Below are 13,437 nucleotides of genomic sequence, written 5' to 3' on the forward strand. Positions count from 1 at the left end.
ACTCATAGTCGGTCCGGCGAAGCTTGGCCTCTATGCCCGACATTCCATTGACCGAGGTGGCGCGCAGCCGCACATGGCATTGAGGCCGGCGGTGACGAACCGCACGAAATCATCGAACAGCCCCGGGTCGCCCGCCGTCGCCCTGCCCTCGGACAGGCGTTCGATGCGCTTGTCAGCGACATACATCAGCAGGGCGCCGACGGCATATTCGTAGGCCCAGAGCAGCCGGTCCTGTGGGCAGTCCGGCAACGCCACGGCCATGGCTTCCAGGAAGGCGCGGACCAGCGGATCGTAGAATCTCTCGATGATCTCGGTCGCTTCAGGCCCAGGGTCCCAGGCCGTGCGGGCCACCAGCAAGGAGAAGCTGTCGCCACTCGCCGAGCCGTGAAGCCGCACGACCGGCTCCGCCCAGGCGGCGACGATCTCCTCGACACGCCCCGCCCCAGGGCCCCGCGCCCCAATCTCGCGGATGCGGGATATGCGCTCGTCAAGATTGGCCTGGCGGTGGGCGAAGACGGTGGCGAGCAGCTCCGGCTTGCGGCCGAAATAATACCCCACCAGCGCCACCGGCACGCCGGCGCGGGCGGCGATGTCGCGCACCGAGACGGCGGCATAGCCCCGCTCGGCGAAGAGAAATTCCGCGCTGGCGAGAATGTCCTGCCGGCGGTCGGGCCGCTGCGGGTCACCGGGCGCAACTGCCGAGCGGCGCGCGCCTTTCCCCTGTCCGGAAGGCGAGGCGGAGCGCATGGCTGAAGATGTCTTCTTGGTCGTCTTCATGGCCCCTTCTAGCGTTGCCGCTGCACCCGCACCAGACGCAGTGTCACGCTCAGCGGCCATGGCCGCAGCAGCCGTCGCGCAGCATCTTGTACAGTCGTACAATAACATGTACGACTGTACAAAATGAAGCCCGCAAGAACGACGCTGGCAAGACGGGCAGGGGAGGACAAGGACGCCGTGCCAAGATTCGTCGACATCTCCATTCCGCTGGAAAACGACGTGCCTGCGGACCCGCCGTTCCAGCGGGTCCGCATCGACTATTCCGTCCACACAGAAACCGCGGCGACCCTGTGCGCCGCCTTTCCGGGCCTGACGCCCGAGCAGTTGCCCGAGGGCATGGGATGGGCTGTTGAAACTGCCCACATCTCCACCCACAACGGCACCCATGTGGATGCGCCCTGGCATTATCACCCCACCATGGATGGTGGCGCGCGGGCGATCACCATCGACGAAATCCCGCTCGACTGGTGCTTCCGCCCCGGCGTGAAGCTGGACTTCCGCCACCTGCCGGATGGCCATGTGGTGACCCCCGCCGAGATCGATGCGGAACTCGCCCGCATCGGCCATACGCTGAGCCCGCTCGACATCGTGGTGGCAAACACCGCCGCCGGCGCCGCCTATGGCCGGGCCGACTACGTCGACAAAGGCTGCGGCTTCGGCCGCGACGCCACGCTGCACCTCGTGAACCAGGGTATCCGCGTGGTCGGCACGGACGGCTGGAGCTGGGACGCACCCTTTTCCTTCACCGCCCGCCGCTTTGCCGAGACCGGCGATGCCTCCCTCATCTGGGAAGGCCACAAGGCCGGGCGCGAGAAGGGCTACTGCCAGATCGAGAAGCTCCACAATCTCGAAGCGCTGCCCTCCACCGGCTTCACCATCAGCTGCTTCCCGGTGAAGGTGCGCGCCGCCTCCGCCGGCTGGACGCGGGCCGTCGCCATCCTTCCCGATTGAACGCATTTCGCGGAGACATGTCTTGAGCAAGGTCATCATCACCTGCGCGGTGACGGGCGGCATTCACACGCCCACCATGTCCGACGCGTTGCCCATCACGCCCAACGAGATCGCCGAGCAGGCCATCGCCGCGGCGGAAGCCGGCGCCGCCATCCTGCACCTGCACGCCCGCGATCCGAACGACGGCCGGCCTACGCCCGATCCTGCCGTCTTCATGGAGTTCCTGCCGCGCATCAAGCAGGCGACCGATGCGGTGATCAACATCACCACCGGCGGCGGCCTGAACATGACGGTCGAGGACCGCCTCGCCGCGCCGCTCAAGGCCGCACCGGAGATGTGTTCGCTGAACATGGGCTCCATGAATTTCGCCCTGCACCCGCTGGCGAAGCGCTATTCCAACTGGAAGCACGACTGGGAGGAGCCCTACCTCACCGGCACGAAGGACTTCATTTTCCGCAATACGTTCGGCGACATCGAGCGCATCTACAGGATGCTGGGCGAGGAGCACGGCACCAAGTTCGAGCATGAATGCTACGACGTGGGCCACCTCTATAACCTCGCACACTGCCTCGACCAGGGCTGGTTCCGGCCGCCCGTGTTCCTGCAGCTGATCTTCGGCATTCTCGGCGGCATCGGGCCGGACATGGACAATCTGATGTTCATGAAGCGCACGGCCGACAAGCTGTTCGGCAAGGACTATCACTGGTCCGTGCTCGCCGCGGGCCGCCACCAGATACCGTTCGCGACGCAGGCGGCGATGATGGGCGGCAATGTGCGGGTGGGGCTGGAGGACAGCCTCTTCATTGGCCGCGGCAAGCTCGCCTCCAGTAATGCGGAGCAGGTGACGAAGATCCGCCGCATCCTCGAAGAACTCGGCCACGAGATCGCCACCCCGGACGAGGCCCGCGCCACACTCGGCCTCAAGGGCGCCGACAAGGTGAGCTTCTGAGGAGAAGGACATGTGAGGAGAAGGACATGGCCCGCCCCAATCCCATCGACGGCTTCGAGGTGGATCCCGCGACCATCGCCTATGTGGGCGAAGGCCTCCAGCGCCCCGAATGCATCCTCGCCGAGCGCGACGGCTCGCTGTGGAGCGCGGATGCGCGCGGCGGGGTCGTCCACATCCAGCCGGACGGCACCCAGAAGCTGATCGCGCAGAGCGAGGCGACGCATTTCGCCTCCGCCACGGACGAGGAGACGCGCTTCGTCTCCGGCACATTGCCCAACGGCCTCGCCTTCGCCCGCAACGGCGACATCCTCATCTCCAATTTCGGCACGGACCGGCTGGAGATCATGACGCGCGCCGGCGAGTCCCGCGTGCTCGCGGACACCATCGACGGCGCGCCTATCGGCAAGGTCAATTTCGTGCTGCGCGACAGCCGCGACCGCATCTGGCTCACCATCTCCACCCGCATCAGGAACTGGATGCAGGCCATGAGCCCGAACGTCTCCGACGGCTACGTGGCCCTCTATGAGAACGGCCATCTGCGCATCGTCGCGGACGGCTTCTGCTTCACCAACGAGATCCGCTTCGATGCCAAGGAGGAATGGCTCTATGTGGTGGAGACCGGCGGCAAGCGCGTGACGCGCCTGCGGGCCTTGCCCAATGGCGACCTCGTGGACCGCGAGACCTTCGGCCCCTCCGACCACGGCGCCTTCATCGACGGCATCGCATTCGACGCTCATGGCAACCTCTGGGGCACCCATGTGATGACGGACCGCATCTTCGCCATCACGCCCGCGGGTGACCTGCGTATCATCCTCGACGACGATCACGACAGTGACCCCGGCAAGGCGCTGATGGCCGCGCTCGAAAAGGATCAGGTGACGCCGGAGATGATGCTCGCCTGCGGTGGCACCATCGCGCCCTGGTTCGCCAGCGTCACCTTCGGCGGCCCGGACCTTCGGACCGTCTATGTGGGCAGCCTCCGGGGCAACCGCATTCCCTTCTTCCGTTCGCCGGTGGCGGGCCTGCCCATGGTCCACTGGTGACGGCCGACCAATGAAAAGAATGAACGGGAGGACATCCATGACAGCGAAATTCGGCCCCCTCGCCTTGGCCCTGGCGGCGGGCCTTGCCGCAGCCCCGGCAGCGGCGGAAATCTCAGGCGGCACGGTGAAGGTGGGCGTGCTCACCGACATGTCGGGAGTCTACTCCGACATTACCGGCAAAGGCTCGCTGATCGCCGCCCAAATGGCCATCGACGACTGCCTGAAGGCCGAGTGCGCCGGCATGAAGATCGAGATGGTCTCCGCCGACCACCAGAACAAGGCGGACATCGCCTCCGCCACGGCGCGCAAGTGGATCGACCAGGAAGGCGTGGATGTCCTTGCCGACATGTCCAACGCCTCCATCCAGCTCGCCATCGCGCCGCTGGTGAAGGAGAAGAACCGCGTCGCCCTCTTCCCCGGCGGCACCGCCCGTCTCACCGGCGACGCCTGCCAGCCCGGTCATGTGGTTCAGTGGATGTGGGACACCTATGTGCAGGTGGCCGGCATCGCCAATCGCCTCACCCAGCCGGGCACGTCCTGGTATCTCGTAACGGCGGATTACGCCCTCGGCCAGCAGTTGGAGGCGGACGCCAAGACCGTGGTGGGCAAAAAGGGCGGCAAGGTGCTCGGCTCGGTGCGCCATCCGTTCCCGGCCGTGGACCTCTCCTCGCCGCTGCTGACGGCGCAGGGCTCGGGCGCCGACATCATCGCGCTCGCCAATGCCGGCAACGACACGGTGACCGGCATCAAGACCGCGCGCGAGTTCGGCATCACCACGTCCAAGCAGAAGCTCGTCGCCTTCTTCCTCACCGCGCTGGACGTGAAGAGCGTCGGCCTGCCGGTGGCGCAGGGCACGCTTCTGTCCGAAGGCTTCTACTGGGACCTCGACGACGGCACCCGCGCCTTTTCCGAGCGTTTCAAGGCGCAGAACGGCAAGATCCCGTCCGCCATCCATGCTGGCGTCTATTCCTCCGTTCTGCATTATCTGAAGTCGGTGGCGGCGGCGAAGAGCGATGATGCCGAGACTGTGGTGAAGAAGATGGGCGAACTGCCCATCAAGGACGACGTGGTGCGCAACGCCAGGCTCCGGGAGGACGGACGCATGGTGCATGATTTCTACGTCTTCGAGGTCAAGGCTCCCGCGGCCTCCAAGGGCGAGTGGGACCTCTACAATCTGGTCGCCACCTTGCCCGGGGACGAGGCCTTCCGCCCCCTTTCCGAAAGCGCCTGCCCGGCCATCGTCGCCGCGCGCGGAGAGAAGAAGGCGAACTGAATGACAGGCCGCGCCCCGGCGCGGCCCTGTTCCCGCACCATCTGTGGCGGCGGCCTGAAAACATCTCAAAGCGCCCCGAGCTAAAGCTCAGTGCTGGCCAGCGCGAACGTCCATTTCTGGGTTGATTGTCAAAGACCGCTCCTGGCGCGTGGCGACTGGGCGCGCAGATTCCGCGCTTTCGACCGGGTAGCGCCAGTTTGACCATGGTGGCGAGGAGGCCCCCGGCCATCTTGTTGAAGGTCTCGGCCTCGCGCTCTGCGGTGAGCCTATCGGAACAGACCGAGATCTGAGGCTTGGCGCCGACAGATCAAAGATCCGGTGCGGCTTACCCATAGCAGTCGTTCCGAAGGCTTGGTTTTAGGACGGCCAGGGGAGACAAGGCTGAGGCCCGGGTAAACGGCACTGGAAGTCATTACAATTATGCGACGGACTCTTGGTTGATCCCCGCATCGATCCACGCACGTGTCTGCTCCAGGATCTCATCCGAAAGAACGGAATCATCAATCGCGCGGGCGAGGATGACGGCCCCCACCATCGCTGCCCAGCTTCCGATTGCCGCCCGGCGTCTGTCTGCCGGATCGGACTCCGGGAGTGCTTTCTCGATGCGGCCGATCTGCGACCGGAGACCTTCCGTCATAGCGGAACGCGCAGCCGGGGTCTGATGACGGATGGCCGCGACAAGCCCCGCCGTCGGGCAACCACCGGCGGGGCTGTCGCGATGACGAGGCGAAAGATAGGTATCTAAATAACGGCGGAAGTCGCCGCCTTCGCCTGAGTCCGCAGCGAGGACATGGGCAAGGGTCTGCGCGACCAGATCGTCCTTGGAGCTGAAATGCCCATAGAAGCCGCCGTGCGTGAGCCCGGCGGCCTTCATCACTTCAGACACGCTGACGGCGTCGAACCCCTTCTCGCGGAACAGCCTGCTGGCGGCATCAAGGATCCGACGGCGGTTCTCCGCCATCTGCTCTCGGCTGACCTTCATTTCAAATTTCTCCACCGGCTGCATTGACACAATCATGATAACCGTCATATTTAAGCAATCATGACGATCGTCATGAATATAGGTTTCAACAGAGCGCAGAGCAATCCCATGGCCGCCAATCCCTCAGTCCTTGTTACCGGAGCCTCCACCGGCATCGGCGCCACCTATGCGGATCGCTTCGCGCGGCGCGGCCATGACCTGGTGCTGGTCGCGCGGGACCGGACGCGCATGGAGGCACTTGCCACGCGCTTGAGGCAGGAAACCGGTGTGGCGATCGACATCATCCAGGCCGATCTGACGCAGGCCGCCGAACTTGCTGTGGTAGAGGCGCGGCTGCGCGACGATGCGCGCATCGGCATCCTCATCAATAACGCCGGAACGGCCCTTGGCGGCAGCTTCATCGAGCAGTCCACGGACGACATCACACGGCTCGTCGCCCTCAACACCACGGCCTTGCTGCGGCTCGCCAGCGCCGTCGCGCCTCGCTTCGCCCAGGCTGGCGAAGGGGCGATCATCAATATCGGCTCCGTGGTCGGACTGGCGCCCGAATTCGCCATGACCGTCTATGGTGCGACCAAGGCGTTCGCGCTGTTCCTGTCGCAGGGGCTCAGCCTCGAACTCGGCCCGAAGGGCGTCTACGTCCAGGCGGTGCTTCCCGCCGCCACGCGCACCGAAATCTGGCAGCACGCCGGTGCCGACGTCAGCACCATGAGCGGGGTGATGGAAGTCGATGAACTCGTTGATGCGGCGCTGGTCGGTTTCGACCGCCGCGAGGCTGTCACGATCCCGCCGCTGCCCGATGTGGAGCAGTGGAACGCCTATCAGGCCGCCCGTCAGGCCATGCTCCCGAACACGCGCCAGAAACACGCCGCAGCGCGCTATCGGACGGCAGTCTGAGCATTCCAGCAGCCAATCTCCCGCCGGAGGCGGGCGTCAGCAGTTACCTTGAAAGCAGACCATCATGAAGGCCTTCATCGTCGACAAATACAAAAAGGGTGGCACCCTCCGCTTCGGCGACATGCCGGAGCCAGTGTTGCGGGATGACGATGTCCTGGTCACGATCCACGCTGCCGGGCTCAACCCTCTGGATTCCAAAATCCGCGATGGGGCCTTCAAGCCCCTCCTTCCGTATCGCCCGCCCTTCGTGCTGGGCCACGACATGGCCGGCGTGGTCGCCCGGGTGGGCTCCAAAGTCCGTCGATTCAAGGTGGGTGACGAGGTCTATGCCCGACCGCGCGATGGCCGCGTCGGGACCTTCGCCGAAGCGATTTCCATCAATGAGGCCGATCTTGCGCTGAAGCCGAAGAACCTGACCATGGCGGAAGCGGCTGCCATTCCCCTGGTGGGACTGACCGCCTGGCAGGCATTGGTCGAGCGAGCCGGTCTGCGAAAAGGGCAGAAGGTCCTCATACACGCGGGCTCGGGAGGCGTTGGGACGTTCGCTATTCAGTTGGCCAAGCATCTCGGAGCGACGGTCGCTACGACGACGAGTACAGCCAATGTCGAGCTCGTCAGAAGCCTCGGCGCCGATGTCGTTATCGACTACAAGAAGCAGGACTTCGAAAAGGTCCTGACTGGTTACGACGTCGTATTGAACAGCCTGGACGGCGACACACTCCAAAAATCCCTCAGCGTGCTGAAGCCGGGCGGAAAACTGATTTCCATCTCCGGCCCACCGGACCCCGATTTCGCCCGGCAACAAGGGCTGAACTGGTTCCTGCGTCCGCTTATGCGTCTTCTCAGCTTCGGCATACGAAGGAAGGCCAAGGTCCGGGGGATTGGCTATTCATTCCTGTTCATGCGGGCGGACGGCGGGCAGTTGAGCCAGATCACATCGCTGATCGAAGCCGGGATCATTCGCCCGATCATGGATCGGATTTTCCCGTTCGAAGCGACCAATGAAGCGTTGGTCTACATCGAAACCGGACGGTCAAAAGGCAAGGTCGTCGTCGAGCTTAGGTGACGGCGGGTTCCCTCCAGCTGAAGCACGGGCGCCGCTGAAGCGTGTGTCCTTTGCCAATATGCGAGGAAGCCATCGTGAATCCGACCCGCAAGCACGCACGGAACGGCATGCTGTCGCCCGTCGAGTTCGAACGGCTGCACAAAAAGCCAGCCGAGGGCGTCTGGAAAACTCGGGGCGGCTCAGTCTGATGGGAGCCCGGCACCGCCGGGCGGCCCTCAATGGCCGGAGAAGGACACCAGGGTGCGCACTGACACGCCCGCCCGCCTCAGCTTGTCGGCGCCGCCGAGGTCCGGCAGGTCGACGATGAAGCAGGCCGCTTCCACCGCCGCGCCGCAGGTCTGAAGCAGCTTCACCGCGCCGGTGGCGGTGCCGCCCGTGGCGACGAGATCGTCCACCAGCAGCACGCGCTCGCCGGGCATCACGGCATCCACATGCATTTCGATCTCGTCCTCGCCGTATTCGAGGGCGTAGGCCATGCGCACGGTCTGGTGGGGCAGCTTGCCCTTCTTGCGGATGGGCACGAAGCCGGCCGAGAGCTGGTGCGCCACCGCCCCGCCAAGGATGAAGCCGCGCGCCTCGATGCCGGCCACCTTGTCGATCTTGGCACCCGCCCAGGGCTGCACCAGTTCATCCACCGCGCGGCGGAAGGCGCGGGCGTCGCCGAGCAGGGTGGTGATGTCGCGGAACAGGATGCCCGGCTTGGGATAGTCCGGGATGGTGCGGATGCTGGCGGCAAAATCCGCGGGTGACATCGGGCGCTCCGGGAATAGCTGCGCTTCCTTACGGCCGGAAACGGCGAAGGAAAAGCACGTTGACGCGGCACCGCCTCACGAATGGGCGAGACGCATAACCGATGTCGGCCGCGCCGTGCCGTGTCGCGCTCACGCACGGGATGCCCCCGTGATGCGGGGCGGGGTCGCGGCAATTCCTGGCGGCACCTGCAAAAGAAAAAGGGCCCCGAAGGGCCCTTGATCGTCGGGGAAGGGACGCGGCTCAGTGCGCCACGTGCTGCCACACCTTCTTCTTGGTGAAGTAGAGCAGGCCGGACAGGACGATCAGGAAGATCATCACCTGGAAGCCGATGCGCTTGCGCTCCTCGAGCTTGGGCTCGGCCACCCACATCATGAAGGCGGCGACATCGCTGGAATACTGGTCCACCGTCTGCGGCGCGCCGTCCGGATATTCCACCTGGCCGTCGCTGATGGGCTTCGGCATGGCGATCTGGTGGCCCGGGAAATACGCGTTGTAGTTCAGGCCCGGCTGGAGATGCACGCCGGTCGGCGCATCCTCGTAACCGGTGAGCAGCGCGTGGATATAGTCCACGCCATGCTCCTGGTACTGGATGAAGGCGTCGGTGATGAAGCCGGGGAAGCCCACGTGGTAGGAGCGGGCCTTGGCGAGCACGGAGAAGTCCGGCGGCAGCGCACCGCCGTTGGCGGCGCGGGCGGCGTTGTCGTTCGGGAACGGCGCGGGCCAGTGGTCCGACAGGCGGCCGGGGCGCTGGAACATGTCGCCCGCGTCGTTCGGCCCGTCGGTGATCTGGTACTCGCCAGCCACCTGCTTGGCCTGGGCTTCGGTGAAGCCGGGGCCACCCGGCTGGGCGAGGTTGCGGAAGGAGAGGTAGTTCGCCGAGTGGCAGGCGCTGCACACTTCCTTGAACACCTTGAAGCCGCGCTGGAGCTGGCCGCGGTCGTAGGTGCCAAACGGACCCGCGAACGACCAGGACAGGCGGGGCGGGCGGCCGTCGTGACCGCCGCCGCCTTCGGACGCGAGCGCGCCGGCCGTGCCCGAGGCCAGGAGGAGCGCCGCCGCGACGGCACCGAAGAGACTGCTACGAATGGTCATTGCTGTTCTCTCCGCGCCGGCTCACTTGGTCTCGGGGCCGGCCGCACCGGCGACCACCACCGCTCCACCCTTGCTCTTGGCAAGGACGGCGTCCGCGATGGAGGCCGGCACAGGCTTCGGACGTTCGAACAGGCCGAGCAGCGGCAGGATGACGAGGAAGTGGGCAAAGTAATAGACAGTGAAGATGCGCGAGGCGATGACGTAGCCGCCATCGGCCGGCTGCGAGCCGAGATAGCCGAGGCCGACGCACACCGCCGCGAAGATCCAGAAGAACTGCCGGTACAGCGGGCGATACTTGGCCGAGCGCACCTTGGAGGTGTCGAGCCAAGGCAGAAACGCCAGCACCGCAATGGCCGCGAACATGGCCAGCACGCCACCGAGCTTATCCGGAACCGAGCGCAGGATCGCGTAGAACGGCAGGTAATACCATTCCGGTACGATGTGGGCCGGGGTCGCGAGCGGGTTGGCCGGGATGTAGTTGTCCGAATGGCCGAGATAGTTCGGGATGTAGAAGATGAACCAGGAGAAGAAGATCAGGAACACCACCATGGCGAAGGTGTCCTTGATGGTGGCGTAGGGGGTGAAGGGCACCGTGTCCTTCTCGACATTCTTGATGTCGACGCCGTCCGGGTTGTTCTGGCCCACGTGGTGGAGCGCCCAGATGTGCAGTCCCACGACGCCGGCGATCATGAACGGCAGCAGGTAGTGGAGCGAGAAGAAGCGGTTCAGCGTGGGCGCGCCCACCGAATAGCCGCCCCACAGCCACTGCACGATGGTCTCACCCACCAGCGGGATGGCCGAGAACAGGTTGGTGATCACGGTGGCGCCCCAGAAGGACATCTGGCCCCAGGGCAGCACATAGCCCATGAAGCCGGTGGCCATCATGAGCAGATAGATGATCACGCCGAGGATCCACAACACCTCGCGCGGGGCCTTGTAGGACCCGTAATACATGCCGCGGAACATGTGGATGTACACCGCGATGAAGAACATCGAGGCGCCGTTAGCGTGGATGTAGCGGATCAGCCAGCCATAGCTCACGTCGCGCATGATGTGCTCGACGCGCTCAAACGCCACCGGCGCATACGCCACGTAGTGCATGGCGAGCACCACGCCGGAGATGATCTGGCAAACCAGCATCAGGCTCAGGATGGCACCGAAGGTCCACATGTAATTGAGATTCTTCGGCACCGGATAGGCGATGGCCGAGGAATGAATCAGCCCGACGATCGGCAAGCGGCTTTCGAACCACTGCGCGACCTTCCCCTTGGGCTGGTAGGTGGAATGTCCTTCCATGGGTCCAACCTTTTTGATAGCGGCGACGATGCGCGCGTCAGCCGATCACGATCTTGGTGTCGGAGGTGAAAGCGTAGGGCGGGAGCGCCAGGTTGAGCGGCGCCGGTCCCTGCCGGATGCGGCCCGACGTGTCGTAGACCGAGCCGTGGCAGGGGCAGAACCAGCCGTTGTACTGGCCCTGATGGCCGAGCGGCACGCAGCCGAGGTGGGTGCAGATGCCGATCACCACCAGCCACTGGTCCTTGCCCGCCTTCACGCGGTCCTGGTCGGGCTGCGGATCGGGCAGCGCGGAGAGGGGCACGTCCTGCGCCGCCTTGATCTCCTCCGCCGTGCGGTGGGAGATGAAGATGGGCTTGCCGCGCCACTGCACGGTGACGATCTGCCCCACGGCGATGGGGGAAATGTCCACTTCGGTCGTGGAGAGCGCGAGCACCGAGGCATCGGGCTGCAGCTGGGAGATGAACGGCCACACCATCGCGGCGGCCCCGACGGCACCCACCGCACCCGTGGCGATGTAGAGGAAATCCCGACGCGTCGTCGTGTCCGACGTCTCCGTATGTGCCACGGCGCAGTCCCCGATCTGTTGTCGTCTCGGCGCGCGCCCGCAATCCAGCGGATTGCAAGCCACACGCGATGTGGCGTCGCACGAGCCCATGCGGCGCCACTTTCAAGGGCCTCTAATTGCACCCCCGCCTCATCTTGTCCAGATCGTGGCCGTGCGGCACGCGGTCCTGCCATAATGCGCCCCGCCCGATCGATCTTGCGGCCCCTGCGCAAATGGTGTCCATCCTCTCGCCCGCCGTTGCCGGCAAACGCGCGAAAGGCCCGGCCTCGCATGATTCTCGCCCTCTATTGTCCTGATATTGCCCAAAATGCAGGCACCTGCCTGCGCACCGGGGCGTGCCTCGGCGTCGAGGTGCACCTCATCGAGCCTGCAGGCTTTCCCGTGGGTGATGCGGGCTTCCGTCGCGCCGGGATGGATTATATCGATCAGGTCACATGGCGGCGGCACGCCTCCTTCGACGCCTTCGACAGCGCCCGCCGGGCCGCGAACCGGCGCCTGGTGCTGTTCACCACCCACGGCGCCGAGCCCCTGTTCGGCTTCCGCTTCCAGCCCGACGACGTGCTGCTGTTCGGCCGGGAATCGGCGGGCGTGCCCGAGAGCGTCCATACCGTCGCGGACGCCCGCCTGCGCATTCCCATGCGGGCCGGGGCGCGGTCCCTCAACGTGGCGGTGAGCGCGGGGATCGCGGTGGCCGAGGCCCTGCGCCAGACCGGCGGCCTGCCGGATTGAGCCCAGTGCACCTGCCTTGCTTTCTTCCGCCACGCCAAAGCGATAAAAGCCCGAACCAAGAAGACCTGATCCCGAAGCGATCAAGACAGGCGGAGCGCCCCATGTGCCCCTCGACCTTCGCGCCCGATACGGCATCCGCACCCGAAACCGCCGGTGATGGGATCCTGGAGGAGCGCCGCAGCCGCGCCCGATCCTGGTTCGAGGAGTTGCAGGGCCGCATCATCGCCGCCTTCGAAACGCTGGAAGATGAGGCCGACGGCGCCCTCTATGCCGGCGCGCACGGCCGATTCGCCCGCACTCCCTGGTCGCGCACCGACCATACCGGCACGCCCGGCGGCGGCGGCACCATGGCGCTCATGCGCGGGCGCCTGTTCGAGAAAGTGGGGGTGCACACCTCCACCGTGTTCGGTGAATTCGCACCGGAATTCCGCAGCCAGATCCCCGGTGCGGCCGAGGACCCGCGCTTCTGGGCGTCGGGCATCTCCCTCATCGCCCACATGGCGAACCCGCACGTGCCGGCAGTGCACATGAACACGCGCTTCGTGGTCACCACCAAGGCGTGGTTTGGTGGCGGCGCCGACCTCACCCCCGTGCTCGACCGCCGCCGCACCCAGGACGACCCGGACACGGTGGCCTTCCACGCCGCTTTGGCAGGCGCCTGCGCGACCCACACGGTGGCCGACTACGAGCGCTACAAGACGTGGTGCGACGACTATTTCTTCCTGAAGCACAGGAATGAGATGCGCGGCATCGGCGGCATCTTCTACGACTATCTCGACAGCGCGTCGTCCGGCACCGGCACGTGGGAGGAGGATTTCGCCTTCACTCGCGACGTGGGGCTCGCCTTCCTCGACATCTACCCGACGTTGGTGCGAGCCAACATGGGTCAGCCCTGGAGCGAGGCGGACCGCGAGGAACAGCTGGTGCGGCGCGGGCGCTATGTGGAATTCAACCTGCTTTACGATCGCGGCACCATCTTCGGCCTGAAGACCGGCGGCAATGTGGATTCGATCCTCTCCTCCATGCCGCCGGTGGTGAAGTGGCCGTGATCGGGCCGTCATGAA

14 protein-coding genes are annotated in these 13,437 nt (G+C 65.4%); 8 read left to right on the plus strand and 6 right to left on the minus strand.

Translation table 11 applies throughout. The features are described 5' to 3' along the window. Positions 1 to 30 precede the first annotated feature (30 nt). Positions 31 to 777: a TetR/AcrR family transcriptional regulator gene (locus tag FZ033_RS04545; protein WP_188079301.1), complete on the minus strand. Its 747-nt coding sequence runs from the start codon at positions 775 to 777 to the stop codon at positions 31 to 33. Between the two features lie 177 nt (positions 778 to 954). Between FZ033_RS04545 and FZ033_RS04550 the strand changes: the two genes are divergently transcribed. The 4 genes from FZ033_RS04550 to FZ033_RS04565 are packed head-to-tail and all read left to right on the plus strand — an operon-like array spanning position 955 to position 4,993. Next, a complete protein-coding gene (locus tag FZ033_RS04550; RefSeq protein ID WP_232847326.1) occupies positions 955 to 1,728 on the plus strand; it encodes a cyclase family protein in 774 nt (257 codons plus the stop codon). 22 nt (positions 1,729 to 1,750) lie between these two features. Next, a complete protein-coding gene (locus FZ033_RS04555) occupies positions 1,751 to 2,677 on the plus strand; it encodes a BKACE family enzyme (protein WP_269149850.1) in 927 nt (308 codons plus the stop codon). Positions 2,678 to 2,703: 26 nt separating this feature from the next. Then, positions 2,704 to 3,720 (plus strand): SMP-30/gluconolactonase/LRE family protein, encoded by a 1,017-nt coding sequence (locus tag FZ033_RS04560; protein ID WP_149574957.1) that lies wholly within the window; start codon positions 2,704 to 2,706, stop codon positions 3,718 to 3,720. 37 nt (positions 3,721 to 3,757) lie between these two features. Then, positions 3,758 to 4,993, plus strand: coding sequence for an ABC transporter substrate-binding protein (locus FZ033_RS04565; protein ID WP_149574958.1), 1,236 nt, complete (start codon positions 3,758 to 3,760; stop codon positions 4,991 to 4,993). Between the two features lie 418 nt (positions 4,994 to 5,411). On the opposite strand, the gene FZ033_RS04570 is transcribed toward FZ033_RS04565, so the two are convergent. After that, positions 5,412 to 5,975, minus strand: a complete 564-nt coding sequence (locus tag FZ033_RS04570; RefSeq protein WP_149575067.1) for a TetR/AcrR family transcriptional regulator — start codon at positions 5,973 to 5,975, stop codon at positions 5,412 to 5,414. Positions 5,976 to 6,083: 108 nt separating this feature from the next. Here FZ033_RS04570 and FZ033_RS04575 point away from each other — a divergent pair, with 108 nt between their 5' ends. Then, positions 6,084 to 6,872 carry an SDR family NAD(P)-dependent oxidoreductase gene (locus FZ033_RS04575; RefSeq protein WP_149575066.1) on the plus strand — a complete coding sequence of 263 codons (789 nt, stop codon included), beginning with the start codon at positions 6,084 to 6,086 and terminating at the stop codon, positions 6,870 to 6,872. A 64-nt stretch (positions 6,873 to 6,936) separates the two neighbouring features. Next, the gene (locus FZ033_RS04580; protein ID WP_149574959.1) at positions 6,937 to 7,938 is read left to right on the plus strand and encodes an NADP-dependent oxidoreductase; all 1,002 of its coding nucleotides are present in this window, start codon (positions 6,937 to 6,939) and stop codon (positions 7,936 to 7,938) included. 215 nt (positions 7,939 to 8,153) lie between these two features. Here FZ033_RS04580 and FZ033_RS04585 read toward each other — a convergent pair whose 3' ends face one another. The 4 genes from FZ033_RS04585 to petA form a co-directional block, all read right to left on the minus strand. After that, positions 8,154 to 8,690: an adenine phosphoribosyltransferase gene (locus FZ033_RS04585; protein ID WP_149574960.1), complete on the minus strand. Its 537-nt coding sequence runs from the start codon at positions 8,688 to 8,690 to the stop codon at positions 8,154 to 8,156. Between the two features lie 241 nt (positions 8,691 to 8,931). After that, positions 8,932 to 9,783, minus strand: a complete 852-nt coding sequence (locus FZ033_RS04590; protein ID WP_149574961.1) for a cytochrome c1 — start codon at positions 9,781 to 9,783, stop codon at positions 8,932 to 8,934. Positions 9,784 to 9,804: 21 nt separating this feature from the next. Then, positions 9,805 to 11,079 (minus strand): cytochrome b, encoded by a 1,275-nt coding sequence (locus FZ033_RS04595; RefSeq protein ID WP_149574962.1) that lies wholly within the window; start codon positions 11,077 to 11,079, stop codon positions 9,805 to 9,807. A gap of 37 nt (positions 11,080 to 11,116) precedes the next feature. Next, positions 11,117 to 11,644, minus strand: coding sequence for a ubiquinol-cytochrome c reductase iron-sulfur subunit (gene petA / locus FZ033_RS04600; protein WP_149574963.1), 528 nt, complete (start codon positions 11,642 to 11,644; stop codon positions 11,117 to 11,119). 270 nt (positions 11,645 to 11,914) lie between these two features. On the opposite strand from petA, the gene FZ033_RS04605 reads away from it, so the two are divergent. Then, the gene (locus FZ033_RS04605; protein WP_149574964.1) at positions 11,915 to 12,373 is read left to right on the plus strand and encodes a tRNA (cytidine(34)-2'-O)-methyltransferase; all 459 of its coding nucleotides are present in this window, start codon (positions 11,915 to 11,917) and stop codon (positions 12,371 to 12,373) included. Between the two features lie 101 nt (positions 12,374 to 12,474). Beyond that, positions 12,475 to 13,422 (plus strand): oxygen-dependent coproporphyrinogen oxidase, encoded by a 948-nt coding sequence (gene hemF / locus FZ033_RS04610; protein WP_232847327.1) that lies wholly within the window; start codon positions 12,475 to 12,477, stop codon positions 13,420 to 13,422. Positions 13,423 to 13,437: the final 15 nt, after the last annotated feature.

Source organism: Xanthobacter oligotrophicus, assembly GCF_008364685.1.
GTDB lineage: Bacteria > Pseudomonadota > Alphaproteobacteria > Rhizobiales > Xanthobacteraceae > Xanthobacter > Xanthobacter oligotrophicus.

Bases quoted from the DNA above. Each gene is read 5' to 3' on its own strand.
- FZ033_RS04545 (WP_188079301.1), bottom strand. From the start codon at position 777: ATGAAGACGACCAAGAAGACATCTTCAGCCATGCGCTCCGCCTCGCCT.
- FZ033_RS04570 (WP_149575067.1), bottom strand. From the start codon at position 5,975: ATGAAGGTCAGCCGAGAGCAGATGGCGGAGAACCGCCGTCGGATCCTT.
- FZ033_RS04605 (WP_149574964.1), top strand. From the start codon at position 11,915: ATGATTCTCGCCCTCTATTGTCCTGATATTGCCCAAAATGCAGGCACC.
- hemF (WP_232847327.1), top strand. From the start codon at position 12,475: ATGTGCCCCTCGACCTTCGCGCCCGATACGGCATCCGCACCCGAAACC.
- FZ033_RS04575 (WP_149575066.1), top strand. From the start codon at position 6,084: ATGGCCGCCAATCCCTCAGTCCTTGTTACCGGAGCCTCCACCGGCATC.
- FZ033_RS04590 (WP_149574961.1), bottom strand. From the start codon at position 9,783: ATGACCATTCGTAGCAGTCTCTTCGGTGCCGTCGCGGCGGCGCTCCTC.
- FZ033_RS04565 (WP_149574958.1), top strand. From the start codon at position 3,758: ATGACAGCGAAATTCGGCCCCCTCGCCTTGGCCCTGGCGGCGGGCCTT.
- FZ033_RS04580 (WP_149574959.1), top strand. From the start codon at position 6,937: ATGAAGGCCTTCATCGTCGACAAATACAAAAAGGGTGGCACCCTCCGC.
- FZ033_RS04595 (WP_149574962.1), bottom strand. From the start codon at position 11,079: ATGGAAGGACATTCCACCTACCAGCCCAAGGGGAAGGTCGCGCAGTGG.
- FZ033_RS04585 (WP_149574960.1), bottom strand. From the start codon at position 8,690: ATGTCACCCGCGGATTTTGCCGCCAGCATCCGCACCATCCCGGACTAT.
- FZ033_RS04560 (WP_149574957.1), top strand. From the start codon at position 2,704: ATGGCCCGCCCCAATCCCATCGACGGCTTCGAGGTGGATCCCGCGACC.